The organism is Marinomonas aquimarina (genome assembly GCF_900089755.1).
Classification (GTDB): domain Bacteria; phylum Pseudomonadota; class Gammaproteobacteria; order Pseudomonadales; family Marinomonadaceae; genus Marinomonas; species Marinomonas aquimarina.
The window spans coordinates 158,335-184,486 of record NZ_FLOC01000002.1; the positions used below are offsets into that span (position 1 = coordinate 158,335).

Annotated in this window: 20 protein-coding genes; 16 read left to right on the top strand and 4 right to left on the bottom strand. The window is 49.0% G+C overall.

The annotated features are described in order from the left end of the window. The 3 genes from MAQ5080_RS02770 to MAQ5080_RS02780 all read left to right on the top strand — a co-directional run bounded on the left by MAQ5080_RS02770 (position 1) and on the right by MAQ5080_RS02780 (position 4,299). The gene (locus tag MAQ5080_RS02770; protein WP_082860986.1) at positions 1-474 is read left to right on the top strand and encodes a DUF4402 domain-containing protein; all 474 of its coding nucleotides are present in this window, start codon (positions 1-3) and stop codon (positions 472-474) included. 189 nt (positions 475-663) lie between these two features. Further along, positions 664-1,314: a fimbrial biogenesis chaperone gene (locus MAQ5080_RS02775; protein WP_067205176.1), complete on the top strand. Its 651-nt coding sequence runs from the start codon at positions 664-666 to the stop codon at positions 1,312-1,314. A gap of 12 nt (positions 1,315-1,326) precedes the next feature. After that, positions 1,327-4,299 (top strand): hypothetical protein, encoded by a 2,973-nt coding sequence (locus tag MAQ5080_RS02780; RefSeq protein ID WP_067205173.1) that lies wholly within the window; start codon positions 1,327-1,329, stop codon positions 4,297-4,299. 26 nt (positions 4,300-4,325) lie between these two features. On the opposite strand, the gene MAQ5080_RS02785 is transcribed toward MAQ5080_RS02780, so the two are convergent. Both MAQ5080_RS02785 and MAQ5080_RS02790 read right to left on the bottom strand, forming a co-directional pair. Further along, on the bottom strand, positions 4,326-5,066 hold the full coding sequence (locus tag MAQ5080_RS02785; protein ID WP_067205170.1) for an SPOR domain-containing protein: 741 nt from the start codon (positions 5,064-5,066) through the stop codon (positions 4,326-4,328). A 27-nt stretch (positions 5,067-5,093) separates the two neighbouring features. Next, entirely contained in the window at positions 5,094-5,492 is a 399-nt protein-coding gene (locus MAQ5080_RS02790; RefSeq protein ID WP_231870762.1) for a YqaA family protein, read from the bottom strand. 283 nt (positions 5,493-5,775) lie between these two features. On the opposite strand from MAQ5080_RS02790, the gene MAQ5080_RS02795 reads away from it, so the two are divergent. From MAQ5080_RS02795 to MAQ5080_RS02815, 5 genes are read left to right on the top strand one after another with little or no spacing between them, the layout of a single operon-like run. Then, complete coding sequence (locus MAQ5080_RS02795; protein WP_067205164.1) at positions 5,776-8,916, top strand: phosphorylase b kinase regulatory subunit alpha/beta; 3,141 nt, start codon at positions 5,776-5,778, stop codon at positions 8,914-8,916. Positions 8,917-8,932: 16 nt separating this feature from the next. Continuing rightward, positions 8,933-11,101 carry a 1,4-alpha-glucan branching protein GlgB gene (glgB, locus tag MAQ5080_RS02800; protein ID WP_067205162.1) on the top strand — a complete coding sequence of 723 codons (2,169 nt, stop codon included), beginning with the start codon at positions 8,933-8,935 and terminating at the stop codon, positions 11,099-11,101. 16 nt (positions 11,102-11,117) lie between these two features. Continuing rightward, a complete protein-coding gene (glgX, locus tag MAQ5080_RS02805; protein ID WP_067205159.1) occupies positions 11,118-13,148 on the top strand; it encodes a glycogen debranching protein GlgX in 2,031 nt (676 codons plus the stop codon). 49 nt (positions 13,149-13,197) lie between these two features. Further along, positions 13,198-14,469 carry a response regulator gene (locus MAQ5080_RS02810; RefSeq protein ID WP_082860985.1) on the top strand — a complete coding sequence of 424 codons (1,272 nt, stop codon included), beginning with the start codon at positions 13,198-13,200 and terminating at the stop codon, positions 14,467-14,469. A gap of 20 nt (positions 14,470-14,489) precedes the next feature. Beyond that, positions 14,490-15,461: a serine/threonine protein kinase gene (locus tag MAQ5080_RS02815; protein ID WP_067205155.1), complete on the top strand. Its 972-nt coding sequence runs from the start codon at positions 14,490-14,492 to the stop codon at positions 15,459-15,461. A gap of 1 nt (position 15,462) precedes the next feature. Here MAQ5080_RS02815 and MAQ5080_RS02820 read toward each other — a convergent pair whose 3' ends face one another. Both MAQ5080_RS02820 and MAQ5080_RS02825 read right to left on the bottom strand, forming a co-directional pair. Continuing rightward, entirely contained in the window at positions 15,463-15,825 is a 363-nt protein-coding gene (locus MAQ5080_RS02820; protein WP_067205152.1) for a VOC family protein, read from the bottom strand. Between the two features lie 8 nt (positions 15,826-15,833). After that, a complete protein-coding gene (locus MAQ5080_RS02825) occupies positions 15,834-16,139 on the bottom strand; it encodes a GIY-YIG nuclease family protein (protein ID WP_231870761.1) in 306 nt (101 codons plus the stop codon). A 260-nt stretch (positions 16,140-16,399) separates the two neighbouring features. Here MAQ5080_RS02825 and MAQ5080_RS02830 point away from each other — a divergent pair, with 260 nt between their 5' ends. From MAQ5080_RS02830 to MAQ5080_RS02865, 8 genes are all read left to right on the top strand, one after another. Continuing rightward, positions 16,400-17,776 (top strand): TolC family protein, encoded by a 1,377-nt coding sequence (locus MAQ5080_RS02830; protein WP_067205146.1) that lies wholly within the window; start codon positions 16,400-16,402, stop codon positions 17,774-17,776. After that, the gene (locus tag MAQ5080_RS02835; protein WP_067205143.1) at positions 17,773-18,942 is read left to right on the top strand and encodes an efflux RND transporter periplasmic adaptor subunit; all 1,170 of its coding nucleotides are present in this window, start codon (positions 17,773-17,775) and stop codon (positions 18,940-18,942) included. Before MAQ5080_RS02830 ends, MAQ5080_RS02835 begins: the two co-directional genes overlap by 4 nt. Beyond that, positions 18,939-22,097 carry an efflux RND transporter permease subunit gene (locus MAQ5080_RS02840; protein WP_067205140.1) on the top strand — a complete coding sequence of 1,053 codons (3,159 nt, stop codon included), beginning with the start codon at positions 18,939-18,941 and terminating at the stop codon, positions 22,095-22,097. The genes MAQ5080_RS02835 and MAQ5080_RS02840 overlap by 4 nt, the downstream gene beginning before the upstream one ends. Positions 22,098-22,280: 183 nt before the next feature. Next, positions 22,281-22,541, top strand: a complete 261-nt coding sequence (locus MAQ5080_RS02845; RefSeq protein ID WP_067205136.1) for a DUF4212 domain-containing protein — start codon at positions 22,281-22,283, stop codon at positions 22,539-22,541. Positions 22,542-22,546: 5 nt separating this feature from the next. After that, positions 22,547-24,313, top strand: coding sequence for a sodium:solute symporter family protein (locus tag MAQ5080_RS02850; protein ID WP_067205133.1), 1,767 nt, complete (start codon positions 22,547-22,549; stop codon positions 24,311-24,313). A 78-nt stretch (positions 24,314-24,391) separates the two neighbouring features. Continuing rightward, complete coding sequence (locus tag MAQ5080_RS02855) at positions 24,392-24,910, top strand: hypothetical protein (protein ID WP_067205130.1); 519 nt, start codon at positions 24,392-24,394, stop codon at positions 24,908-24,910. Positions 24,911-25,004: 94 nt separating this feature from the next. Then, complete coding sequence (gene bluB / locus MAQ5080_RS02860; protein WP_067205127.1) at positions 25,005-25,655, top strand: 5,6-dimethylbenzimidazole synthase; 651 nt, start codon at positions 25,005-25,007, stop codon at positions 25,653-25,655. 98 nt (positions 25,656-25,753) lie between these two features. Next, complete coding sequence (locus MAQ5080_RS02865) at positions 25,754-25,954, top strand: hypothetical protein (protein ID WP_067205124.1); 201 nt, start codon at positions 25,754-25,756, stop codon at positions 25,952-25,954. Positions 25,955-26,152 lie beyond the last annotated feature (198 nt).

The window sequence follows — 26,152 nt, forward strand, 5'->3', positions numbered from 1 at the left end:
ATGACACGAGCCAAGCTAAGAAAATTAACTTTACTTTTGCCACTAATGCTTCATCTGAGCACTTGTTTTGCAGATATAGAAGAAGTTACCCCCTTAAGTTTTGGCTCAATTGTTGTTTTGTCAAATGATTCAGTTGAAAGCATCTCAATTAATCACAATGGCATCGTTAGCTCTACTCAAGCAATAATGACGGTCACTCCCCCCACTGTGGGGGAGTTCCTTCTATCAAATTTCCCACTCAATCAGAGACTCTTTCTCTCGGCACAAAGCATTCAATCAACAACTAATAGCGCCGTTTACTCCACGGAACAATTTGTTATGTCCAATGTCGATGTTCCTAATGTTATTTTCACAGATGGAAATGGAAATGCTCAAGTTAATGTAGGCGGAACCCTTAGCACTTCAGGGTCTGGAAATAAGTCGTTTGTTGATACTGCCTACCACATTAGATTCCAACTGAGTGTAGATTATTAAAAAGCCATGAACTCTATAAAGTACTGTTTTTTTATATTATGTATTTCCCTTAGTAGCAGCATTTCCTATGCTGACCTGCTCATCTCACCGTTAAGAGTTGTTCTGGACGGTAAACAAAGATCCAGTAATGTCACACTAATCAATTCAGGTAATGAAACCAGAAGCTACAGAGTAAGCTGGAGCCAAAAAGTGGCATTGCCTAAAGGCGGATACCGAGACCTGACCGAAGTTGAGCAACAGAATTATGCGGGATTAGAACGTATTGTTCGTATCAGCCCAAAACAGGTCACCCTATCACCAGGACAGCGACAAACCGTCAAGCTGTTATTACGGGATCCAGGCAACCTGCCCAGCGGCGAGTATCGCTCTCATTTAACGTTTACAGCTTTACCAATACATAAAAATGACTCAAGCCAGCCTTCTGGCCAAACTGGAATTCAGCTCAATGTGCTAATGAGTTATACCATGCCGGTTATATATCGAACAGGGAATGTCAGTGTTGCCCCCGCCATCGACAACTTATCCTTACTTACGATTAAAGAAACCGGCGCTACGTTTATTAAAGTTCAGTTATCGCATAATGATTTATTTAGCTCCTCTGGCCGTTTAGTGGCTTATTGGACTCCAACAGGACAGCCAACTCGACAAGTAGGCTTATTAAACGGTTTTAATTTCTACCCAGAAAACAAAAACGCTGAAATACGCGTCCCCTGGAATAACTTTAAGCTCGAGCCTGGAAGCCTAGAAGTGCGCTATGAGGGACAACAAGAGTTTAATGGGCTACTATTGGCAAGACAAATTCTGGAAATCACACCTGCCATGGTTCGATCTGTTCAATAAGGTGATCAGCTAATGCGTTTACTTCTGATTAGCGCTCTCATATTGAGCGCTAATAGTACTTATGCGAATGACATTCTTGATCGCCTTAAGGCGCGCTATAAAGCGATTGAGCAAGGTGAAGTTGCACTACCAGAATTAAACGCCCCCCAACAAAATATCAGTACAACTCCCTCTAACAACGCCAGTATGGTTAATTTAAACAGCTCGGATGTTTTCATTCCTAGCGGTGAAGAATTAATTGTAACGCTGTATTTTGATCGCTATCTATTGGGGGATATTTTTGGTGTAAAAACCGACTCAGGTGCAGCGTTTAGCCTAGCAGACATTGCCACTGTATTAGATTTCCCCATCACCACGCAGAACGAAGCACCGCAAGCTCAGGGTTGGGTCCGCACCCCAGACAATACCTTTTCGCTAAGTATTTTAGAGAACCAAAGCTCAATCACTTTAGCGGGTGTCACCTACCCAGTCAGTCAAGAGGCCATTGTAGATATTGATGAGCTGTTCATCGATGCAGACACACTAGAAGATTGGTTCGATATTATCATCGACATCAACTATCAAGAATTAAAGGCGAACATCTCCTCAAACGCCCCTTTGCCGCTGCAGGAGCGTATTGCCCGCCAAAGTCGATCTGGGTCAATTCAACCGAACGCCAATGTGGCGCAAAACCCGCTGGCGGAAAACGACTATTCACCACTCTCATTGCCTTTGCTGGATATTCAAGCCTCCACCAGCTTTGCCCAAAATCGAAACCAAAGTACTAACCTATCAGTGCTAGGGGGCAATGACTTAGCTTATTTTAATACCCAGTATTATTTAGCAGCCAACTCAGAGATAGGCTTAACCGGCGCCCGACTGCAAGCCAGTAAAACCAGCCCAGAAGCCGGTCTACTAGGGCCTCTGCAAGCAACCATACTAGAACTTGGTGATATTAGACCCACCCGGGTAAATAACACCTTAAACTCCAGTAATGCCGTCGGCCTTCGTGTTAGTAATGAAAAAATCGGTAACATAAATAACACCAGCATCGATCTTTTTGGTGATATTCAGCCTGGCTGGGATATTGAGATTTATCGTAACAACCTACTGATCGCCAGTGACACCAATATTGAGGACGGTCGCTATAACTTTGATAACCTCCCCTTAGTCTTTGGTGCCAACACCGTCGAGATTGTGTTTTATGGTCCACAAGGGCAAATAGAACGTGAAGTCGAAAGCTACTACGTGGATGGCACAGGGCTGGGCGCCGGCAGCTTTGTTTATGATGTCAGTCTCTACGAGGATGGTGCAGAGCTCTTTGACAGTTTCCTTGACGCTCAATCGAATAGCCAATCCTATGGCACCACATTGACCGGACGAGGCACCTTTGGTCTAACCGATTGGCTCAGCATCAATGTTGGCCAGCAAACTCATTTGGATAGTGAGTACCGAGCATTCGATCGCCAATCCGTGGGCTTTACGACTTCCCTTTTTGGTCAGGCACTACTTTCGAGTGACTATATTGTCGCGCCTGACAGCTCTTCGATTGAAGAACATACGCTTTCAACCGAAGTGCTGGGACAGTCATTGGACTACTCCATTACCAAAAGCAAATACCAAGACGAATTGACTCAAGACTGGCAAACTAGCAAAAATGATGAGATAAACCTTTCAGGAGAAATCTCAGCGCTCAACTTATCCTATCAGCAAGATATAGAGCGCCAACAAAGCAACAACCAAACCGAGTACCAATACCGAAATCAGATTGCGACCAGCATCCAGGATATTTACCTGAGTCATGAACTGGAATGGGGCAGCCTTGACGACGACAAAGTAGGTCGTTGGCAGCTACAAAAGTTTATTGATGGTTACTTCGTACGAGTGGGCAGCAGCTACGTCATCAACCCAGACTTTCACGTTAACGGCATTTCTACCGAAGTCAGTGGCGCACCGTTTGAGAACATACAAGCCCAAGTCAGCTACTCTAGAAACTTAGACACTCAAGTCAACAATATCGCCCTATCAACCAGCTGGCGCCCAGGCGACTTTAGTCTCCGCTCACGCCTAGCTTACAATGACCTGTTAGGCTGGAGCGCCAACCTTTCTGGACAAGTTAGCATAGGCCAAATCCAACAAGGCTATTTCACATCCAACCGCTCTTTGGTGAGCCAAGGCTCACTCTCCGTTTTTGTCTACCAAGATAACAACAACAATGGTGTCTTTGATCTGCAAGACCAAGCGCTACCAGATATTGACGTGCTCAGTAAACAAAGCTTTCGACGGGCGAAAACGGATAAAAATGGTATTGCCGTCATAGAATCACTGCCCAATTACCGTCAAACAGACATAGAAGTCGATGAAGGCTCCGTTGCTAACCCCTATTTGATCCCGAGAGGCGAAGGGGTATCCGTGATCCCTCGCTCCAGTGTGGTACAGCATATCGAAATCCCGATGGTGAATTCGATTGAAATAGAAGGCAAAGTGTCTGAACTGCTAAGCAATGAAGCTCCCCGTCCCGTCGCATTCGTTCCCGTGCAATTACTGGATAAATTCAATCAGGTCATTGATGAAGTCAATACCGAGTTCGATGGCTATTATGTCTTTAGCCGAGTTCCTCCCGGCCAGCATAGCATTCGGGTGAAGCCAGAATACTTAGTGCAACGCAGTTATTTACCTCAAACAGCGACGCAAATAGACCAGCGCCGTGCTCAAGACAACCTTATCTTGGGTGAGAACTTATATATTCGTAAAGGCGATGAGGTATCGGGCTATAGCAGTGAAATTAGAAGCTTCGCTTCCTTGGGCGCACTAAGAAGTTACTGGACTATTTTACGCAAGCGACAACCCCAGCTGCTCGATTACCACTATTTCTATCAGCAGAATGGGCAAACTTACACGCTATATATTGGCTTTTCAGAAGAGCGCCAACCCGCTGAAAATGCCTGTGAAAAATTCACCACCATCGGCTTAGCATGCAGCGTACAAGCCATCACCCGCCGCTAACCTTACTCGCTAGCGGCATTTTGGGTTTACAACGATAGAAACGGATCGCCCTTGTAGCGGGTCACCAAACAATCCTGTTGCATCTGTTTCAACATGTTACAAAAGTCGACGCTGTAGGCTTTTTTCAGGAAGGGGCCAACAATCAGCTGATAGTAAGTTTTGCCTTTCACCTGATGGCGGTTAATCAAAGGCGCTGTGTCGGCAAATTCTTCCGCATACCTTTGGGTAATGGACTGCCAACCTTGAATCGCTTGTTGCTCAGAACCATAGGCCGCAAGTTGAACGCCATAGTATTGTGTATTGGCACCGGCGTCTGCTTTGGTCTTGCTGCCACCTTGAAATTCAGCCGTTACCGCATTACTCGGTGGTCCTTGACGAAACGGCTTATCCGAGCGATTCGCTGAAGTGGAGATGGGGGCAGTCGAACCCGCGTCCGCTGTTTGAGCATTGATATCGGCTAACGCCGCCGACGGCAACACTGGCGCTTGGTTGGCTTGTTGCGCGGCTTCCGCCGCCGGTGCCATTTCTTGAGTTAAACTTTCGCTGGATTCTGGCACCGTATCCAGGGTTTCCACCAAGAGTTTTAAATCAGATTCAAGGGCGAGGATGCGCTGCAGTTGTGGCTTCATGTCCTCCCATTCTTGCTGCTGGGTTTGCAACGCCTGCTGTAATTCGGCATTGGTCATGGTGCCTTTTTTCTCGGGCGTTAAGGTACATCCTGCTAGCCAAATAGCTCCTGTACAAACCACTAATAACTTCAGTCCCATACATCCTCTCCCATCAATTGAGACATATTACGATAACACTAGGGCGTTTGTCCCCCAAACTAAGACCCCGTAGCGAACGCATTTTCCGACAAAAATCCATAACATGACAGGCAACCAATGCAACTTCGCCACCCCAGCAGCTAAGCACAAAGCATCGCCTACCACAGGAAGCCAGCTAAACAACAGGGCCGGTTGGCCAAAACGCTGAATCCAATACTGCACTTGCTGTAATCGCTTGGCCGATACGGGAAACCAGCGCCGCTCTTGAAAGTGTAATAGGTACTTGCCAAGCCACCAGTTTGTCATGCCACCTAGGGTATTGCCTAGGGAAGCACTTCCCCAGCCGATCAGCGCTAGTTCTGGGTAACGAGCGACAAAACCCAACAACAGCAACTCTGAGCCCAAGGGCAACAAGGTCGCTGCCAAAAACGCGACAAAAAATAGGCCAACTAATTCGCTGGTAGCTTCTACTACTATATTGATATGACTGCACCTTTACATCATAGTTTTGGTAACACAGCGTTACACCTCGGCCCCGCTTTGGTTTCTCGCCACGAAGCATAGTACTCATTAATGCGAGATAAATTAAATTTTTACGTGCACCTTAACAAGATACTGTAATGAAACAGGCGTATACTGCCCTGTACGATAAAGGCCTTAAAATTGCATAAGCAAATAAACGCTCTCAGCCATAAAAGGGATCTTTTATATGCCGTTTGATATTCCAACCGAGCTCGACTCCCTGTACCAACACATCGACAAGGTAATTCTGTCTCGACAGCACCCGGTGACGGGGCTATTTCCAGCGAGTACCAGTATTAATAACCATGGTGATTACACCGACGCTTGGGTACGCGATAACGTCTACTCCATTCAAGCCGTTTGGGCCCTGTCACTGGCCTACAAACGTGCCTCAAACCCAGACAATCGTGCTCACGAACTAGAGTACGCTTGCATCAAAATGATGCGTGGTTTGTTATTTGCCATGATGCGTCAGTCGCATAAGGTGGAAACCTTCAAGGATTCCTTAGACCCCATAGACGCCCTGCACGCCAAATACGATACCAAAACCGGGCTCGAAGTCGTGGCTGACGATGCCTGGGGACACTTGCAAATTGATGCCACCAGCCTGTACTTGTTAACGCTCGCGCAGATGATCAAATCCGGCAGCAGCCTGATTTACTCACGTGACGAGTTCAATTTTATCCAAAACCTGATTTATTACATTTCCCGTACCTACCGCACCCCGGACTTTGGTATATGGGAACGCGGCAATAAGGTCAACAACGGTAAAGCAGAGATTAATGCCAGCTCTGTAGGCATGGCCAAAGCCGCCATGGAGGCCTTAGACGGCTTGAACTTATTTGGCGAACACGGGCCAGAATGGGCCGTGGTGCATTCCTTTGCCGATGCCGTTGCCCGTGCTGGCTCGGTGCTGGAATCCTTATTGCCAAAAGAATCCCGCTCCAAAGAGGTAGATGGCGCTTTACTTAGCATCATCAGCTACCCAGCCTTTGCGGTAAACGATGAGAAACTGAAACGTCGCACACGCCAAGAAGTCCTCGATAAACTGGGTGGCAATTATGGTTGTAAGCGTTTCTTGTTAGACGGTCACCAAACCGTTATCGAAGATCACAGCCGCATCTATTATGAATACGACGAACTGATCAATTTTGAGCACATCGAATCTGAATGGCCGCTGTTTTTTACCTATTTATACATTGATCGTTTGTTCGCCCGTGACTGGGAAAGCGCTAACTACTACCGTTACCGCTTGGAAAGTTTGATGGTGGAAAAAGATGGCGAGCGCCTGCTGCCTGAGCTGTACTATGTTCCTGAAGAACTGATTTTGGCGGAAAAAGCCGCTCCCGGCTCCCAGCCTCGAGAGGCCAATGACAACTTACCCTTAGTGTGGGCGCAAAGTCTCTATCTCGTAGGACGTATGCTGGATGATGAGTTGATCACCACCGAAGATCTAGACCCGTTAGGCTTGCACAAAAAGCAGCACATTCAGCGTAACGTCAACATCTCCATGGTGTTGCTGGCCAAGAACAACAAGATCAAACAACAACTGCTCGATGCCGGCTGCTTGTGTCAGACCGTGGATGAAATCGCGCCGATTCAGATCATCACCTCTGAACAACTGATCGAACTTTACCGTAACGTGGGGGCCTCTAAGCCGCTTGGCTTGAGCGGCCGCCCGAGTCGCGCGCTCAATAGCCTTGCCATCGCTCAGCCATTTGTTGTAAACGAGCAGCGCTGCTTATGTCTGTCTTGGTTTCAAAATGAGGATCGCGATTACCGTAAAACCGACCCGGCACTTTTTGAACAGCACATCCGCAATGAATTATCGGTGATTTCAGACAGTTGGTATTACCCAGCCAATGCGGTGTTTGCCATCCTCATCGATGAAGCGTTGGCGGAAATGACTGGCGCCTCCGGTCTCTTTGATTTCATTCGCAGACTGCAAAAGCGTGAGTTCAGTGAATTTCGTGTACTGCCCCAGTCGGCCAAAAATGCCTTTAAATCAGGCAGTCGCCGCCTGATGAACTTTGACATGCCAGCAGGCCATAAACTGGGCACTCAACTGCCTGTTTACGAGGCCCCTTGGCCGATTTCAGGCGCTGTTGACCGCACCACTTATGATTACCAACATTGGAGCATCAGCCAGTTGATTCAGCATCTGCAAGAGCTGCCAACACTAGAAGATGCCACCGAAATCCTACTGCAACTGGGCCGCAGACAGGCGCTGCATGAGCAAGTCACTGAGCTGCACGATGCCCCCATCACCGTGCGCAATGTATTAGATTCGGTCTACACCAATGCTCTAATACATCGTAACTGGTACTGTGTGCGCCAGCTTTATTCCATGATGTTAAAACCGACAACGGACATGGCGACTCATGCCGCTGAGATTACCGTGCGCCAGCGTGTGTTGATCATCGGTCAGCGTACTGCCCAGCAACTCAGCATTACCACACCACTGCATCAGAACGAGGTCTTTAAGGCGATTGCGCAAAGCTCCGATTCGTTATTAGCCCAAGTGGTCTATCACGAGTTATTGGCCATTACCGGTACCTTGATGAAAATTCACCCTGAATATTTTGCTGGGGTACGCACCATTCGCCTACACAACTTAGGCCTACTCTGTGCACATAAGTTTATCGGTGATGACCAGTGCGACAACATTGATGTCATCAAGACGCTCGCCTCGCGCTCCCCGATGGAGCTGTATGAAACCCTGCGCCGAGTGCTCATCGAGAAGCACAAAGAGTTCACTCACGTGGTCGCCAGTGTGCGTTATCACCAACGCGTGGACAGCCAAGCTGGCCGCACCAAAGACATTGATTGGTTTGAATGGCGCACAGGTCAAGGCCTGATCACCAAACTGCCAGAAGCCATGTTGTTACAGTTATGGGACAGCTTGGCGCAGACCAATCGTATCGTCTTTGGTGACCCGCAAAGTAACACCATCCTCGACAGCAAACGAACGCTCAGTTCGATGACGCCTGGTGAGGATACCTTTGCCCATTTAATTGAAACCTTAACCTCAGATATTGCCCCAAGTTGGTATAAGTGCCTTATCTTCGAGGGTTTGTACGCCTTTATCCAGTTTTGCCAGAAACATCCGAATGGTGAGTTTATCGACGAAGTAAATTTACCAGTTTTGGTTTCCAAAGCAGCGATGGATCATGTAAAACAGTATAAGACTGACCACCCTGAGGTGGATAACTACGACATGGCCTTGGACGAATTTGCCCAGCTAACACCAAATAAAGTGAATCATTATTTAAGCTGGGCCGTGACCAAACTCCATAGTCAGCAACGTCATACACATAAAAAAACGTAATTGGTTGGAGAAGTAAATGGATCTTCTGAACGACGTCATCAACGCTCGCTGTTCCGACCCCTTTAAATGTCTTGGTTTGAAGCCAAGCCAAGACAAAGGATTCACATTAACGGCATGGCGCCCCGACGCGACTAAGGTTGAGGTGTTAGAAATTGACTCTGATAAGTTAATTGGCACCATGCAAGCCGGTCAAGATGAAGGCGTGTTCCTGTTTGATTGGCCAGCAAAGCGCACACAAAGTCACTACCGCCTGAGAGTCCATTACGGTGAGAACCATTTCACCATTGTTGACCCCTACCAATTTCCAGAGGCCACTTTTTCGGACCCAGAGCATCACAGTGCGACCCTGTATCATAAAGAAGGTGCCATCGTGCGCTCTGCAAGCGTCAGCGATCAACTCTCGATTCAAGGCACACGCTTCGCGGTATACGCCCCAGCGGCCCGCTCTGTTTCAGTCGTGGGCGACTTTAATAGCTGGGATGGCCGACTGCACCCGATGTCCAGTAATGGTGATGGTGTGTGGCGTTTATTCATTCCCGATGTGGTCGCCGGCGCCCGCTACAAATATGAAATTCGCGCGAAAAACGGTGACGTCCTCCCCCACCGTACTGACCCCTTTGCCAAAAACATCGAGCAATTCCCATCGTTTGCCAGTGTCGTGTGTGATGATGACTATGCGTGGCAAGATCAGCAATGGACTACGCGTGCTATTGAGGACGTTTACGAGCAACCTATGAGCATCTATGAAGTGCACTTAGGGTCTTGGAAAAAACATAGCGACGGCACTTCTTTAAGCTACGCACAACTGACTGAGGAATTGGTGCCTTATGTGGTGGAAATGGGCTACACCCATGTCGAGCTACTGCCGGTGATGGAATTTCCTTTTGACGGTTCTTGGGGGTACCAGCCAATTGGATTGTTCGCACCTACCTCCCGCTACGGCACAGCCGATGAATTTCGAGCACTGGTGGATGCATTCCACCAAGCTGGCATTGGTGTGATTATGGATTGGGTACCGGCCCACTTCCCCACAGATAGTCATGGTTTGGCTAGTTTTGACGGTAGCAAACAGTACGAATACCCAGACCCGAAAAAAGGCTGGCATACCGAATGGAACTCGTTGATTTACGATTTCGGTAAGGATCATGTGATGGATTACCTAATCAGCAATGCCAATTACTGGTTAGAGGAATTCCACATTGATGGCCTGCGCGTCGATGCGGTGGCCTCCATGCTCTACTTGGACTACTCGCGCAAAGACGGCGAGTGGGTGCCGAATGTGGACGGCGGCAACCACAACTACGAAGCCATTGAATTCATTCGTAAACTTAACGAAACCATTTATTTGAATCATCCTCGCTGCTTTACCGCGGCAGAAGAGTCCACTGCGTTCCCTGGCGTCTCCAAACCTACCTACATGGGTGGCCTAGGTTTTGGCTTTAAATGGAACATGGGCTGGATGAACGACTCCCTTAGTTACATCAGCAAAGACCCTATTTATCGTCAGCACCATCAGGGCAACCTAACCTTCTCCATGGTATACGCCTACGATGAGCAATTTATCTTGCCAATTTCCCATGATGAAGTGGTGCATGGTAAGGGTTCCATGATTGCTAAAATGCCTGGGGATGCATGGCAGAAATTCGCGAACCTGCGTGCCTTTACCAGCTATATGTACTTCCATCCGGGCAAAAAGCTCAACTTTATGGGGAATGAGCTGGCACAAGGCCAAGAATGGAGCCATGAACGCTCTTTAGACTGGCATCTACTCGACGTGGATTACCATGCAGGACAACAACGTGTCACCAAAGCCCTGAATCATTTATACAAAAATGAACCAGCGCTGCATTTAGATCACTCTGCCACGGGCTTTGAATGGATCAGCCTAGACGACAGCGCTAATTCCACTCTGGCTTTTGTACGTCGTGAAAAGGAGTCGGCAGAGCATTTGATCATTCTGGTCAATTTCACGCCCACCCCCCATGGCAATTATCGCATTGGCACGCCGCAGAAAGGGCGCTATGAAGTAGTGTTTAACTCGGATGAAACGGGTTATACCGGCAGTGGCTACCCGATGTCGGACAGCTATCAAACTGAGCCTAAAGCCAGCCATGGTCGAGAACAAAGTATTGAAGTGCAGCTACCGCCTCTGAGTAGCGTTGCACTGAAATGGCATTCGAAATAATTCACAGGAGCAAAGTATGACCCGTACCTGGCAGATCAATGTAGGTTTCCCTCTCCCTTTAGGGGCGACACCAACACCAGGAGGGGTCAACTTTGCGGTGTTTTCCGAGCATGCCCAGCAGCTTTATTTGTGCTTATTTAACACCGAGGGGGACGAGTTAGCACGCTTGCCTTTTCCTGAAAAGCAGCGTGGCATTTGGCATATGGAAGTGCAAGGAGTGGCGCCTGGGCAACATTATGGCCTTCGCGCTGAGGGCCCTTTCGACCCAGGCCAGATGCAATTTTTTAATGACCATAAGCTACTGATTGACCCTTATGCGAAGCAACTCAGCGAACGCTTGGTGTTTCACGAAGAGCAAGTAACCCTCACACCTGAGGGGCTGGCAGATCAGCGCGATTCCGCCACCTTTGTGCCAAAGTCTGTGGTGGCCGTGCCACACCCATTGCAGCATAAACGCCCTAGCAAACCACGCGGAGCACAGCGCAGCCTGTATGAACTGCATGTAAAAGGCTTTAGCCAGCAACTTGAAATCGAGCCAGAGTTACGAGGGACTTATTTAGGTGCTTGCAGTGATGCAGCGATTGCACACTTACAGCAGTTAGGTATTTCGACCATTCAGTTGATGCCCTGCTTTGCTTTTGCCGATGAGATCCATCTACAAAGCAAAGGCTTAAGTAACTATTGGGGCTATAACCCAATTAACTTTTTCACCCCCGAAGCACGCTACGCGATACAAGACCCCACCGCTGAGTTCCAACAAATGGTGGCTCGCTTTCACGAAGCGGGCTTCGAAGTATTGCTCGATGTGGTGTACAACCATACCGCTGAAAGTGAGATCAACCACGGCACTACTTGCTACCGTGGCCTCGACAACCAAGTGTATTACCGCCATCAAAACGGTCAGTATTTAAATTACACCGGCTGTGGCAACTGCGTGGACACCTACCATCCCACCACAGTACGCTTAATCTGTGACAGCATGCGCTACTGGGTAGACGTTATGGGCGTTGATGGTTTTCGCTTTGACTTAGGGGTCGATATGGGCCGTGAGCGACACCAGTTCTCGCCCACAGCTCCTCTATTACAAGCCATCTTGCAAGACCCTATTTTAAGCCAAACGACCTTAGTCATGGAGCCTTGGGACATAGGTCCAGACGGTTACCAAGTAGGTCACTTCCCACGGGGCTTTCTAGAGTGTAACGATAAATACCGCGATACCATTCGACGCTTCTGGCGCGGTGATGCCAACACTGTGCCGGAATTTGCCACGCGTATCATGGGCTCCCGTGATGTGTTCCATAAGGGGCACAAGTGTGCCCTGCATTCCGTCAATTACATTACCTATCATGACGGCTACACCCTGCATGACTTAGTGGCTTACCATCGCCGCCACAACCTCGACAACCTGGAACATAATCGCGACGGCCACACCGATAACATCAGTCAAAATTTTGGTGTTGAGGGGGAAACCAATGACGCGCGGATTCTGGCAGCACGTTTAACGCAACAGAAGTGCTTTTTGGCGACACTACTGTTTAGCCAAGGCACACCCCATATTTTAGGTGGGGACGAGCTGGCACACAGCCAAAAAGGCAATAATAACGCTTATTGCCAAGATAATGACATTACTTGGCTAAGCTGGGAAAACAGTAGCGAACGCGACCAACTAAGCGGTCTGATTAAAGATGCGCTTGCCTTACGCCAACGCTACCCAGTATTGGCTGAGGCTTTCCTGCCGGATGATCCTCTTTATCAACACAAACCCTGTGATGATGTCAGTTGGTTCAATGAATCTGGCCAGCCCATGTCCCAAGAAGACTGGCAGCACCCAGAGCGTGATTACCTGTCGATGCAGTTGACCAGCGCCAGCAGTGGAGAAATATTGTGGCTCGTTTTTTATCGCGAAGATCAACCAATCAGGATAAAGTCTCCTAATGGTTATTCGGTGAAAAGCGTGCTATTTTCTACCGATGAAAGGTTACAAATTCAAGGATACGAATTTGATCTTAACATGCGCTCGGTAATGCTATTAGAGCTTCAATCCTAGCGCGTTTGCTTGCTTACGCTAGCACAGTAATCTAGGAGAAACTGTTCAAGTGGCTGATATTAGCATCCCCGACTTTAAAAAAGTCGAACCTCAAAAAGAGACCTCGCGTAACAATGTTGCCAATAAAAGGGTCTTAATCGTTGAAGACATCGGTGAAATGCGTCTAATGTTGAAGTCGCTGATGTCCAGCTTAGGCTACAGCAAAATCGACATTGAACCGTCTGGACAAGCGGCGTTAAAGCGCATCCTAGGCGGACGCTACGACATTGTGCTGTCCGATTACAATTTAGGCGGCAGTATTGACGGTCAACAACTGTTGGAAATCACCCGTAAGACCTATGCCCTCGATCACTCCACCATCTTTATGATGATCACTGCCGACACAGCTTATGAAGCCGTAGTCAGCGTCTTGGAGTACCAACCTGATAGTTATTTGGTAAAGCCGTTTCCACCGGAAGCCTTTATGCGCCGCTTGGGACGTGTTATTCAGCAGAAAAAAGCGTTCCAAAACCTTAATCAGGCTCGCCTGCATGAAGACTGGGATAAGGTCATCGAAGAAGCCAAATACATCATGGCTAAGCATGCCCCCTACGCTAACTTATGCCTAAAATCGATTGGCGAAGCACTGTACGCCAAAGGTGAATACAAACAAGCTAAAACACACTATATGCTGGTGACTCAAAAGCATAAAAACCTCGCTTGGGCCTATTACGGCATAGCCCAATCTGAAATGGCTATGGGACAGTTTGCCGGTGCGGCGAAAAACCTTGAGACCACCATTGGCTTGAGTCGTCATTTCTTATCAGCCTATGATTTGCTCGCCGATGCCTACCAGCAGCTGGACAATTTAGAACAAGCGCAAAGCATTCTGCGTACCGTTCTAGAAGTCTCACCACGTTCCCCCGAACGAAGTAAGCGTCTTGGTGAGATCAGTGTTAAACTCAAGGATTGGTTCACCGCCGAACAAGCCTATGCCCGCATCATTCGCCTTGAACGTGAGACCATCAACGAAAACGTGGACATGTATTACGATCACTTGCAGGCCATTACCAATCTCATCGCCTCAGGCCAAGAAAGCGACAAGACTCTGAACGAGAAGTTTAAGCGCTCCTTGACGCGTTTGCGTATCATCGGCAAAGAAAGCCCAGTGGCGGTGACCAACTCGTTTCGGATTGAGGTGCAACAATACGTTACACGCAATCATTTAGGTGAAGCCATCAAAGCCTGGCAAAACTGGCACCGTTTGATCCAGCAAGGCAAAGCTTCGCCTTTAACCGAGGCCCAAGAATACACCCTGAAAAAACGACTGGGTCTGCTTTAACACTTTTTAGAAGTCTATTTATGTCAACCGATCTCCACCCTTACAGTGCCTTAACGCCTGATACCATTATGGATGCCGTAGAGAGCCTCGGCTTCTACTGTGACCATCGGCTTTACCCATTAAACAGTTATGAGAACCGTGTCTATCAAGTTGGCATAGAAAACTCCGCGCCACTGATCGCTAAGTTTTATCGTCCTAAGCGCTGGAGCGCGGCGCAAATTCAAGCCGAACATGATGCGACCTTGGCACTGAAGGCGGCCGGAGTGGGTGTGGCGGCTCCCATGCTCATACGCGGCAAAAGCCTGTTCCAGCATAAAGGTTTTTACTTCTCGTTAACGCCGAAAATTGTGGGGGAAGCGCCAGAACCCGGCAATCTCGATCAACTGTTTCAAATTGGCGAGTTGATCGGAGCCATGCACCAAGCCTCAGCCGACTGGCAGATTGAGCAGCGCCCTTATATACCTCACAGTCAGCGCATTGAACGTGCCAGTAATGTTGTACTGCAGAGCTCTTATTTGCCCAGTTCCCTACGCGTTGACTACGTTAAAGTGGTCGAAATGCTACAACTGCGCGTACAGCAGACCCTAAAAGCCCATGCCAACAACGCTATTCGCTTTATCCATGGCGACTGTCACCGCAGCAACCTCATCGCTCACGATGGCACCCTAACCTTATTGGATTTTGATGACTGTCGAATGGGCTATGCCGTACAAGACCTGTGGCTCCACATCAGTGATGCCAACGAGAAACGCGCCCAGCTGAGTGAGTTGATCGAAGGTTATGAGAGCCACTGTGACTTTGATACGCGAGAGTTGGATTTAATCGATGTCATGATGGCCGACCGCACCATCGTCTACACGGCTTGGATTGCAGAACGTTGGAGCGACCCCGCTTTCCCAACGATCTTCCCACACTTTGCCAGTGAAGGCTTTTGGTTACAGCATCTCCAGGACCTAAATGAGGTGTTGGCCCACTGGGGCCAATGGCGTTAACTTAGGCGGCGGTTTTAGTACTCTTTACTTGGATCAAGTTGCGATCCAAGTCGTACATAACAAACGCCACATAGGCACCTTTATCTATCGGGCCTTCGAGCAACTCAACTTGCAGCTGCTCGAAGTGCATAATTAACTGCTCAGCACTCAGTTCACTGATCAAGGAAAGGTGCCCTGCGCCTTCTAAGGCATGATGACGTAATTCATCGCCAATCTGTTGAAAGAGAATTTTTTCTTCCCCAAACGCTACACCAATGCCCTCTTCCGCAGGCAAAGGCGTCATCTCAAAGACGGTTTTATAAAACGCCTGTGAACGAATGGCATCGGCAACCGTCAGCACCACCTGATCAAAACGCTGTATCATTGTTTATCCTATCCCTTGTCTGATTCGTCTATGTCACTGTGTTGCACAGTAAAGAGTTCAGGAAACACCTCAGCCACCGCCACGCTCCCCAGCACCAACTTATCCTTTGTCCGGCGTGGCAGACGCTTAATGCGATACTCTAGCTGCATGGCTTGCTGTTTACTCGCCGCAGACTGGTACCAAACCAGCGTCAAAGGGGCTTTACCACGTAAATAGCGCGCGCCTTTGCTGGGGCTGTGGCAATGCTCCTCAAAACGACGCTCAACATCGGTAGTCACACCCGTATAAAGCGTATTCAAGCGCGTTTTAATCATATACACAAACCAAGGTGGAATCATCGCACTCAACTTACAAAGCGTCCTTAAAACTCATCTACCCGCACTAGAATATACCTTAGCAAACAAGACATTAACCATTTCTTAGTGATAATTTCCAAAGCCCTAAAAGAAGAATTGATGTGCTTCATAAAAGGGTTATGAGATTATGTAAATCTATGCAAAGGCCATAGTTATTATGGCGATATCCTTTAAAATTTCACGCCATTCTATCTTAGTTTTTTAACGGACAATCAAAGATGCCCCGTTCGAGGTTTTTCTCTGTTTTCATTACCGCGTCGGCGACTGCGGCATTAGTGGGCTGCAGTACCACAGCCACCGAGCAGACCCACTTTTATGAAGAGGCCGATGCCCTTCTGAACACCGAAAACCAGCGTGTCTTTTCGCCGAGTACGAGCCAAGCCGAAAATGCCTCACTCACGGACTTGATTCCGGATTCAAGCTTGCAGGGCCTAGTTCACACGGCACTGTCAGGCAATCCTAGTTTACAAAAGACCGCCTTATCACTGGCCGCCAGCCAACTCAATCTTAGCAACGCGCGTGCAGCACGTTTACCGCAAGCCAATCTGGGGCTGTCCGCAAGTGACTCTGAAACGGGCGACGGTCAATTCTCTGGCAACGCCAACATCAGTTGGGAACTAGACCTTTGGGCACGTTTAGCCGATGCGCAAAACGCTGCCGAGAAAAGCGTCGCCAGTGACTACGAGCTGTTCCGTGCCAGCCAAGCCAGCCTCGCAGGTAATGTGATGAAAAGCTGGCTGCAACTGATCGCACATCAGCGTGCCATCGACATTGAACAACAACGTCTAGCACTCCTTGAAACCAATGAATCACTGATCATTAAACGCTTTCGCAATGGCCTTGGCACACTAGAAAGCCTTGATGAAGCAAAAACCGCCACCTCACAATCGCGCGCAGATTTGGCGCAATACCATGAGGACCTCGCCAGCGAACTCAGAGCCCTACGCCTCTTGCTAGGGGACAATCAAGCCGCTCCCATCGCGATTCCAGAAGGTTATCCTAACGTGTTACTCACGCTGCAGCGCTTGCCCAATCAAGATTTAGCTTTACGGCCAGATTTGCGAGCCGCCTACTTAAGCATTGAGGCGGCCGATTATGAGGTCAGCGTGGCTTACAAAGACATGTTGCCGTCTTTTGACCTCAGCGCTTCCCTAAGTGATGCCAGCAGCAGTTTACGAGATGCATTATTCGTCTCCCCGGTATGGTCGCTTCTCGGCCAACTCAGTACCCCCGTATTTCAAGGGGGACGTTTACGAGCCAATCACGAGATTGCCAAGTTAAACATGGCGCAAGCCTATCAGGATTACCGTGAGACACTACTGAACGCGGTGAACGAAGTCGAAGACGCCATTGGCCAAGAAGCCGTGTTAAACAAGCGCCAACAACACATCAACAGTGCCTTACAAAGCGCGGAAAGTAACCGCCAACAATATGAACGTAAATACCGCTCTGGTTTGGTGGAGCTAAGCGATCTGATCAGCGCCCAACAAGCGGTTTTTAATCTGCAATCTGAATTAGACACCCTACAATTCCAACAATTGAGCAACCGCATTGAGTTAGGGCTCGCTTTAGGATTAGGAATACCACAAGCATGAAACGATCATTACCTTGGATTTATTTTGGCTTTGCCGTGTTACTGTTAGTCGCCGTGGTGCTGTATATCCAGTCGGCTATGAGTGCCAATCAGGCTAACTTTAGTCAACAGCGTCCCCCCGTCCAAGAAACCGCTCTCGATGTTTCCGTTGTCGAAGTCAATGCTGCAGAGCACGCGGCCGCGATCCAAGCAGTAGGCATCGCCAATGCCAATCAGAATCTAGCCTTGACGACACAGATCAGCGGTGAGGTGATTGAGCTGTCGCCGCAATTTGAAGTCGGTCAACAAGTCAGTAAAGGCCAGGTTTTATTACGCTTAAAAAACATCGGCGCCCAGTCTGACCTAGCCAGCGCACAAAATGCCCTCGCCAATGCCGAATTGGCCTTTAAAGAAGAACAACGTCAAGCCGATCAAGCCAATGCCGAATGGCGTGCTGCCGGCCTCACTGGCGACCCAGCATCGGATCTCGTTTTGCGCGCGCCGCAATTGGCGGCAGCAAGAGCAGAACTCAGCGCCGCCAAAGCGGCGCTCACTTTGGCCCAAGACAACGTCAAACAACTGACTCTTCGCGCGCCATTTGACGCCATCATTGTTTCTAAAGACGTTGCTTTAGGGGCCTTTCTCGGCAGCAACACTCAGGTCGCCACCTTATACAGTACCGATCAAGTGGTCGTAGAACTGCAGTTAAGCTTGCTGGATTGGCAAAAGCTGCCAAGTGCCAACACGATGCTGCAGCAACACTGGTCCGCGACCGTAAACTCGGTCAACAGTGCCGCTGACTGGTCAGGCTATGTCAAGCAAGCGGGCTTGCATGTGGACAGCGAATCAGGGCTACGTAGCCTATTTGTCGCCGTTGATCAGCCACTGCAACAATCGCCTGCTTTGATTCCAGGCAGCTTTGTTAAGGTAGATCTAAAAGGCGCGACGCAAGACAACCTGTGGCAGTTGCCCAACTCAGCGCTCAGTCAGAAAAGTGAAATCTGGTATCTGGATCAGGACAACCGTCTTGCCAACTTCGATGCCAGCCCGGAGTTTGTCGACCAAGAGTTTGTTTACATTAAAGCCCCCGAGGCACTGCGACACAGCCCTCAAAAAGTGCTTGTGCAACCCTATAACAGCTATTTGAAAGGCATGTTGGTCAACCCTCAACAACGAGGTACCCCATGAACTCAGAGCAAGTACGCGGCATCATCCCTTGGTTTGCCAACAACCCCGTCGCGGCCAACCTACTGCTGGTCCTAGTGATTGCCCTAGGGGTGATCAATATGGACAGCCTGAACAAGGAGGCTTTCCCCAGCCTGAGCCCGAACCGGGTATCGGTTTACATTGAATACGACAGCGGTTCCGCCCAAGCCAGTGAAGAAGGCGTGGCCATTCCTGTAGAACAAGCGTTACAGGATGTGTTAGGCATTAAAACCGTGACCACCACCTCGAACTCAAGGGGGGTGAACGCACGCATTGAAATGCAAGATGACTACGACATCGATGAACTGTTGCAGGATGTCAAAGATGAACTGGATCAAGTGACCTCGTTTCCGGATGAAGCCGATCCGCCAGTAGTGTCCAAGAGCATGCGTGAGGAACACGCCATTTGGATTCAGCTGTATGGCGATACCGATCGTCGTACGCTACAGACCCTAAGCAAGGATTTGGAATCCGATTTGCTGGAGCATCCTTTTATTAACTCGGTCAACATTTCTGGTTGGTTAGACCCCACCATGTTGATCGATGTCGATAAAAACAAGCTGGAAGCTTACGGCCTGAGCTTGTCTGATGTTGCCAGCGCGATCAACAATGAGTCGAGCCCTGAACGGGTCGCCACCCTGCGCAACGAAGACATTTATCTGCACGTACGCGCTTCGCAACAGGCTTATGTGAAACAAGCCTTTGCCAACATTCCCATTCGCAGCAATAGCTCAGGTTCGGTATTGCGCCTGCAAGACATCGCCACCATCAGCGATGCATTTGATGACGATGACTTTATGTTGTCACGCTTTAATGGCGAATCGAGTCTGGCGCTGCAGGTCATTACCACCGGACGTGATGACATCAGTAAATCTGCCGAAGCGGCAAAAGGTGTGGTCGAACAATGGCAACACAGCGGCCGTCTACCACAAGGGGTTCTGCTCGATACTTGGTACGACCGAAGTGAATCGATTAACGGCCGTTTATCTCTAATGGTAAAAAATGCCATTACCGGTATCGTGCTGGTATTCATTATGCTGGCCATTTTCCTAAACTTAACGGTCGCGTTTTGGGTGGCGATGGGCTTACCGTTTATCTTCTTTGGCACCCTGTTTGTGATGGGCCTCGACAGTGTAGGGCTGACCCTAAACCTATTTACCACTTTCGGCTTTATCATGGCCCTTGGCATAGTCGTCGATGATGCGGTGGTCATTGGCGAAAGTGTCTACAGTGTGCGCTCAAAAGAAGGTGACACCCTAGCCAATACGATTAAAGGCACCATGCGGGTTGCCATCCCTACCTTATTTGGTGTTTTTACCACCGTTGCCGCATTTTGGGCCTTATCCAATATCGAAGGCCGCTTAGGTCAGCTGTATGCCCAGTTTGCGGCGGTGGTGGCCATCTGTTTAATCCTGTCTGTGATTGAGTCCAAGCTGATCTTACCGGCACACTTGGCACACTTAAATACCCAGCGTAAACGCCGTAAATTTCTGCCGGCTCGCGCTTGGGCCAAGGTACAACATGCTGCGGATGCTTCATTACAGTGGTTTAATGAGCGTGTTTACGCCAATCTAATAGAGCGTGCGATAGATTATCGCTATGCCGTATTGGTGCTGTTTTTAGCGATCTTTGCACTGGTCATTTCTATGCCGATGACAGGGGCGATTCGCATGAGCTTTTTCCCGAATATCCCAGGAGATACCATTCGCGCCAGTTTAACGATGCACAGTGATGTCAGCTATGGCCAGACTCATCGCGTGCTGACGTTATTAGAAAATACAGCCCGTGAGACCGATAAAACCCTTTTAAAAGGCAGCGACTTGCAGGGCATTGATCATTTACAAGTCACCGCCAGCGGCGATCAAGCCGGCAACCTGCGAATCGAACTGTCTCCTGAAGCCCCTTACAGTGCGGCCGACTTTGCGCGAACGTGGCAACGCTTATCAGGCTCCCCTGAAGGTGTCAGTAATTTACGTATTCGCAGTGCCCGTGAGTCCGTGGACGCCCTGCGAGTGGAACTGCGTGGTCGCGACAACAACGTCCTAGATGGCGCGATGGCAGAACTGATCAGTAAGCTGGGGGCCGTGCCAGCGGTGCGCGGCATTGAGCAAAGTGATGCCGCCAGTGAATCCCGACTGGTGCTTCGGTTGAATGAACAAGGCCGCGCATTAGGCTTATCCACCAATACCCTAGCGTCCCAAATCATGGGCAATTTTGACGGCCAAGTGGTGCAAAAATATCAGCGCGATAACGCCGAAATCGAAGTGCGTATAGGCTACCCTGATGCGCAGCAAGAAAGTCCTGCGAACATTCTCAATACCCTGATCACCCTAACCAACGGCCAGCGTGTCCCGCTGTCCTCAGTGGCAAGCCTTGATCAAGAAACCGCGCAAACTCGGGTAACTCGTATCGATGCTAAACGCTCCGTGTACTTGTCAGCTGAGGTCGACAAAGATCAGATGTCATCTACAGAAGTGGTCGAATACCTAAGAAGTGCCATTGAGCCTGAGATGAATCAGCGCTTCCCTTCCGTCGACATGTACTACTCTGGTGAAGCAGAAGAACGTGAAGAAGCGCAATCCTCTATGATTCAGATGTTTGCCATTGCCATGCTGATCATTTATGGCTTATTAGCGATTCCTCTGAAGTCCTACAGTCAGCCAGTGATCATCATGATGGCGATTCCGTTTGGCATCGTTGGCGCACTACTGGGCCACTGGCTGAATGGCGTGGCGCTGGGGATTTTCTCACTCAACGGTATCATCGCTTTGTCTGGGGTGGTGGTGAACGACAGCTTGCTACTCACCGCGCGCTTTAATGACTTGCGCCGTGAGACCAAGCACTTACACCGAGCCGTCATTGAAGCCTGTCAGACGCGCTTGCGTGCCGTTTTGCTGACCTCTATCACTACCTTTGCCGGCTTGATCCCCATTCTTTGGGAAACCTCTCGCCAAGCACAAGTCATGGTGCCCGCAGCCATTTCCCTCGCTTACGGTATCTTATTCGCCACCGTGATCACCTTGGTACTGATTCCGGTGCTGCTGATGATTCAAGAGGACATTAAACACCTTGGCCGACGTGTGAAAGCTTGGTTTAGCGACAATGACACCGCACTCGCGACCAAAACGCTCGATTAATGCCTTAGAGTGGTAATAAACCCTCTCTCGAAAACGCCATCGCTGCCAAAGCCATGGCGTTTTTTTTATGACACAACAGCATGCCTTGGTGTTTTTTTGCACTCTTCGACTAAAGTCTCAATTCTTCTTTACAAACACACTGCTACATTCATTGTGCAAATAAAAATAACAAAGGAGTCGACTATGTCGGAACATACTCAAAACCAAGAAAACTACTGGAAGGCGAACGTCAGATTGATCTTTGGCTGTTTAATCGTATGGGCACTGGTGTCCTACGGCTTCGGCATTCTGCTTCGTCCAATGCTCGCAGGGATTGAAATCGGGGGGACAGATTTAGGATTCTGGTTTGCTCAACAAGGTTCAATTATCAGCTTTATCATTTTGGTGTTCTTCTACGCTTGGCGTATGAACGCTTTAGACAAAGAATACGGCCTTGAGGAGTAATCATCATGAGTCAATTTACGATTAACTTGCTGTTTGTAGGGGCTTCTTTCGCCCTCTACTTTGGTATCGCAATCTGGGCTCGCGCAGGCTCAACCAAAGAGTTCTACGTTGCCGGTGGCGGTGTCCACCCAGTGATGAACGGTATGGCAACGGCAGCTGACTGGATGTCTGCGGCTTCTTTCATTTCCATGGCGGGCTTGATCGCCGCCGGCGGTTACGCTAACTCAACCTTCCTTATGGGTTGGACAGGTGGTTACGTTCTACTAGCCATGCTGTTGGCACCTTACCTGCGTAAGTTCGGTAAATTTACCGTGCCAGACTTTATTGGTGATCGCTTCTACTCTAAAACGGCCCGCCTTGTTGCGGTCGCTTGTTTGATTGCGGCGTCTGTTACTTACGTTATCGGTCAAATGACTGGTGCCGGTGTCGCCTTCTCGCGCTTCCTTGAAGTAGATAAAGACACTGGTTTGATCATCGCGGCGATCGTGGTATTTTTCTACGCCGTATTGGGTGGTATGAAAGGTATCACTTACACGCAGGTGGCTCAGTACTGTGTTTTGATCGTGGCATACACCATCCCAGCCGTGTTCATTTCGCTACAACTAACCGACACCTTCATTCCAGCGATTGGTTTGTTCTCTGAACACACGCAATCAGGTGTGCCTTTACTACAAAAACTGGACGAAGTGGTTCGTGAACTTGGCTTCCGCGATTACACCGCTGATGTAGACAATAAACTGAACATGGTTCTGTTTACGCTGTCGCTAATGATTGGTACGGCGGGTCTACCTCACGTTATCATTCGTTTCTTCACAGTACCTAAAGTAGCGGACGCACGTTGGTCTGCAGGTTGGGCACTAGTGTTCATCGCCTTGCTATACCTAACTGCACCAGCGGTTGCTTCTATGGCACGTTTGAACCTAATGACTACCATCTACCCAGAAGGTCCAACAGCGAATGCCATCAACTACGATGAGCGTCCTGACTGGATTCAAACGTGGGAGCAAACAGGTCTAATTCAGTACGAAGATAAAAACGGTGACGGACGCATTCAGTTCTACAACGACACGCCAGCGTTTTCTGATGAAGCAACGGCACGTGGTTGGGCGGGCAACGAGCTAACCGTTAACCGTGACATCCTAGTATTGGCGAACCCTGAAATTGCCAACCTACCAAGCTGGGTAATTGGTTTGATCGCCGCAGGTGGTCTAGCTGCAGCCCTATCAACAGCAGCAGGTCTACTATTAGCAATTTCATCAGCCATCAGTCATGACTTGATCAAAGGCTCGATTAATCCTGATATTACAGAGAAAGGCGAATTGTTAGCAGCTCGTATCTCCATGTTTGTTGCCATCGTTGTGGCCACTTATTTGGGTATGAACCCACCAGGCTTCGCTGCTCAGGTAGTCGCACTGGCCTTTGGTATCGCTGCAGCATCGATCTTCCCTGCACTCATGATGGGTATCTTCTCGAAGCGTGTGAACAGCAAAGGTGCAATTCTAGGTATGCTTGCAGGCCTAGGTTGTACTCTAGTGTACATCTTTACTTACCTAGGTTGGTTCTTCATCCCTGGTACGAACACTCTGGCGAACACACCTGATAACTGGTTATTCGGTGTATCACCGCTGTCTTTCGGTGCCATCGGTGCAGTGATCAACTTCGCAGTGGCCTTCATCGTGTCAAGCATGACCGAAGATGTACCACAAGATGTGCAAGACCTTGTTGAAAGCGTACGTTACCCTAAAGGTGCGGGCGGTGCGGTCGACCACTAACCGTTAGTTTTACTAACCCAGGCTAGCTCCATTGGAGCTAGCCTACTTTATCTCACACAATAATAAGAAGGTGACTTTATGCTTTGGGAATTAATCGCGACTCTCTGTGCAGGCTTAGCTGGTGCCGGTATCGCTCTATTTATTCGTAAGCTGACGTTTAAGAAAGCACCCAAATGGCTGGTTCCAACGCTTGCTGGCATCGGCATGTTAACGTTTCAAATTCAAAGCGAATACAGCTGGTATTCACACCAAGCGAGCCTATTACCAGAAGGCGTGGTGGTGGTAAAAACCGTAGAAGAACAAACGCCATTGCGTCCGTGGAGCATGGTGTACCCACAAACCACACGCTTTATTGCGGCGGACATTAATAACGCAGCGCAAAATGACCTGAACCAAGATGTTTACCTAGTCGATTTATATTTCTTTGAGCGCCGCTTGGCCGCCAAACGTGTGACTCAAGTGGTGCACTGCGGTGCTGATGCCCGCACCAACTTCAGTAGCAAACTGGAAGTACCGAGCGGTAATCAAGTGGACAGCCGTGAATGGGTGTCACTGCCAAGCAATGATCCGCTATTGACCGCCGTATGCCATAGCTAGGCCTCCTAAATAACTAGCCCATCTCAAACCAAACACTGATTGCACGCTTAAGCATTTTTCCTGACAATACATGGCTCTGACTCTGGAGCCCTGTATGCAATTTGAAGCCCCCCATCGTGACGCCCTGTATGACATCATTTTTAACCGTCGCGATGTTCGTCGAGATTTCCTCCCCACAGCCGTTCCCGATGACGTGATTCAGCGCCTATTAACAGCCGCCCACCATGCTCCCAGTGTGGGGTTCATGCAACCTTGGGATTTTATTGTCGTTAAAAGCCCCACCACACGCGCCAAAATCAAGCAGGGATTTGTTGCCGCCAATGAAGCATCAGCCAAGCTGTTTCAAGGTGAGCGCCAAGACTTATACCGCTCATTGAAACTCGAGGGGATCGAAGAAGCACCGCTTGGCATCTGCATTACTTGTGATCGTTCACGCACTGGCAATGTGGTGCTAGGACGCACTATCAAGCCGGAAATGGACCTCTATAGCGCCGTGTGTGCGGTACAAAATTTATGGCTCGCGGCCCGAGCAGAAAACCTGGGGATGGGCTGGGTCAGCATTCTAGAAGACCAAGTTTTGTACGAGACGCTTAATATTCCAGAGCATTTAGACATCATTGGCTACTTTTGTATTGGCTACGTCAAAGCCTTTCAAATCAGTCCCGACCTAGAACAGTTTGGCTGGCAGAATCGCCGCCCACTGGCTGCCGCGATCCATTACGAAGGCTGGCAACAGGATAGTTGAGTTTTTCTCAACTATGGAGAGAATTTATATCGTTTGTGGTTATTAAGCTCCCTACCTATCATAAGTACTGTCAGTGAAACTTATGAAGGAGCGACATTATGAAAGTGAAAACACTTGTTGAACTATTAGAGTCTGTTGATACAACTTACCTAACGGAATCAGAAAAAGCAGAAGCCATTGCTCGTGCGCAAGCGGCTGAATACACAGCAGAATTGATCGCCTCTGGCTTGGCTTGGGTGAAGAAAGCTTTGGTCGGCAAACGCACCGTGATGAACACTGCAAACCACTCCCACGCTTAATCCGTTCTGGATTAACGATTAGGTTATAGGCGCTGAAAATAATATAAAAATGCGCTTACCTAGCCTCCTGCTACGATCTTTCTCCTCTTTCCTAACCTTATCAAGCCCACACTTAAGCAACCTCTTCTACGCTTAAATAGCCAACTTTAGGCATAAAAAAAGGCCACCGAATCGGCAGCCCTTCTTACGATCAATGCG

Coding starts and splice junctions, on each gene's coding strand:
- MAQ5080_RS02770 (WP_082860986.1), top strand. CDS start 1: ATGACACGAGCCAAGCTAAGAAAATTAACTTTACTTTTGCCACTAATG.
- MAQ5080_RS02780 (WP_067205173.1), top strand. CDS start 1,327: ATGCGTTTACTTCTGATTAGCGCTCTCATATTGAGCGCTAATAGTACT.
- MAQ5080_RS02785 (WP_067205170.1), bottom strand. CDS start 5,066: ATGGGACTGAAGTTATTAGTGGTTTGTACAGGAGCTATTTGGCTAGCA.
- MAQ5080_RS02795 (WP_067205164.1), top strand. CDS start 5,776: ATGCCGTTTGATATTCCAACCGAGCTCGACTCCCTGTACCAACACATC.
- glgB (WP_067205162.1), top strand. CDS start 8,933: ATGGATCTTCTGAACGACGTCATCAACGCTCGCTGTTCCGACCCCTTT.
- glgX (WP_067205159.1), top strand. CDS start 11,118: ATGACCCGTACCTGGCAGATCAATGTAGGTTTCCCTCTCCCTTTAGGG.
- MAQ5080_RS02815 (WP_067205155.1), top strand. CDS start 14,490: ATGTCAACCGATCTCCACCCTTACAGTGCCTTAACGCCTGATACCATT.
- MAQ5080_RS02820 (WP_067205152.1), bottom strand. CDS start 15,825: ATGATACAGCGTTTTGATCAGGTGGTGCTGACGGTTGCCGATGCCATT.
- MAQ5080_RS02825 (WP_231870761.1), bottom strand. CDS start 16,139: ATGATTAAAACGCGCTTGAATACGCTTTATACGGGTGTGACTACCGAT.
- MAQ5080_RS02830 (WP_067205146.1), top strand. CDS start 16,400: ATGCCCCGTTCGAGGTTTTTCTCTGTTTTCATTACCGCGTCGGCGACT.
- MAQ5080_RS02835 (WP_067205143.1), top strand. CDS start 17,773: ATGAAACGATCATTACCTTGGATTTATTTTGGCTTTGCCGTGTTACTG.
- MAQ5080_RS02840 (WP_067205140.1), top strand. CDS start 18,939: ATGAACTCAGAGCAAGTACGCGGCATCATCCCTTGGTTTGCCAACAAC.
- MAQ5080_RS02845 (WP_067205136.1), top strand. CDS start 22,281: ATGTCGGAACATACTCAAAACCAAGAAAACTACTGGAAGGCGAACGTC.
- MAQ5080_RS02850 (WP_067205133.1), top strand. CDS start 22,547: ATGAGTCAATTTACGATTAACTTGCTGTTTGTAGGGGCTTCTTTCGCC.
- MAQ5080_RS02855 (WP_067205130.1), top strand. CDS start 24,392: ATGCTTTGGGAATTAATCGCGACTCTCTGTGCAGGCTTAGCTGGTGCC.
- bluB (WP_067205127.1), top strand. CDS start 25,005: ATGCAATTTGAAGCCCCCCATCGTGACGCCCTGTATGACATCATTTTT.
- MAQ5080_RS02865 (WP_067205124.1), top strand. CDS start 25,754: ATGAAAGTGAAAACACTTGTTGAACTATTAGAGTCTGTTGATACAACT.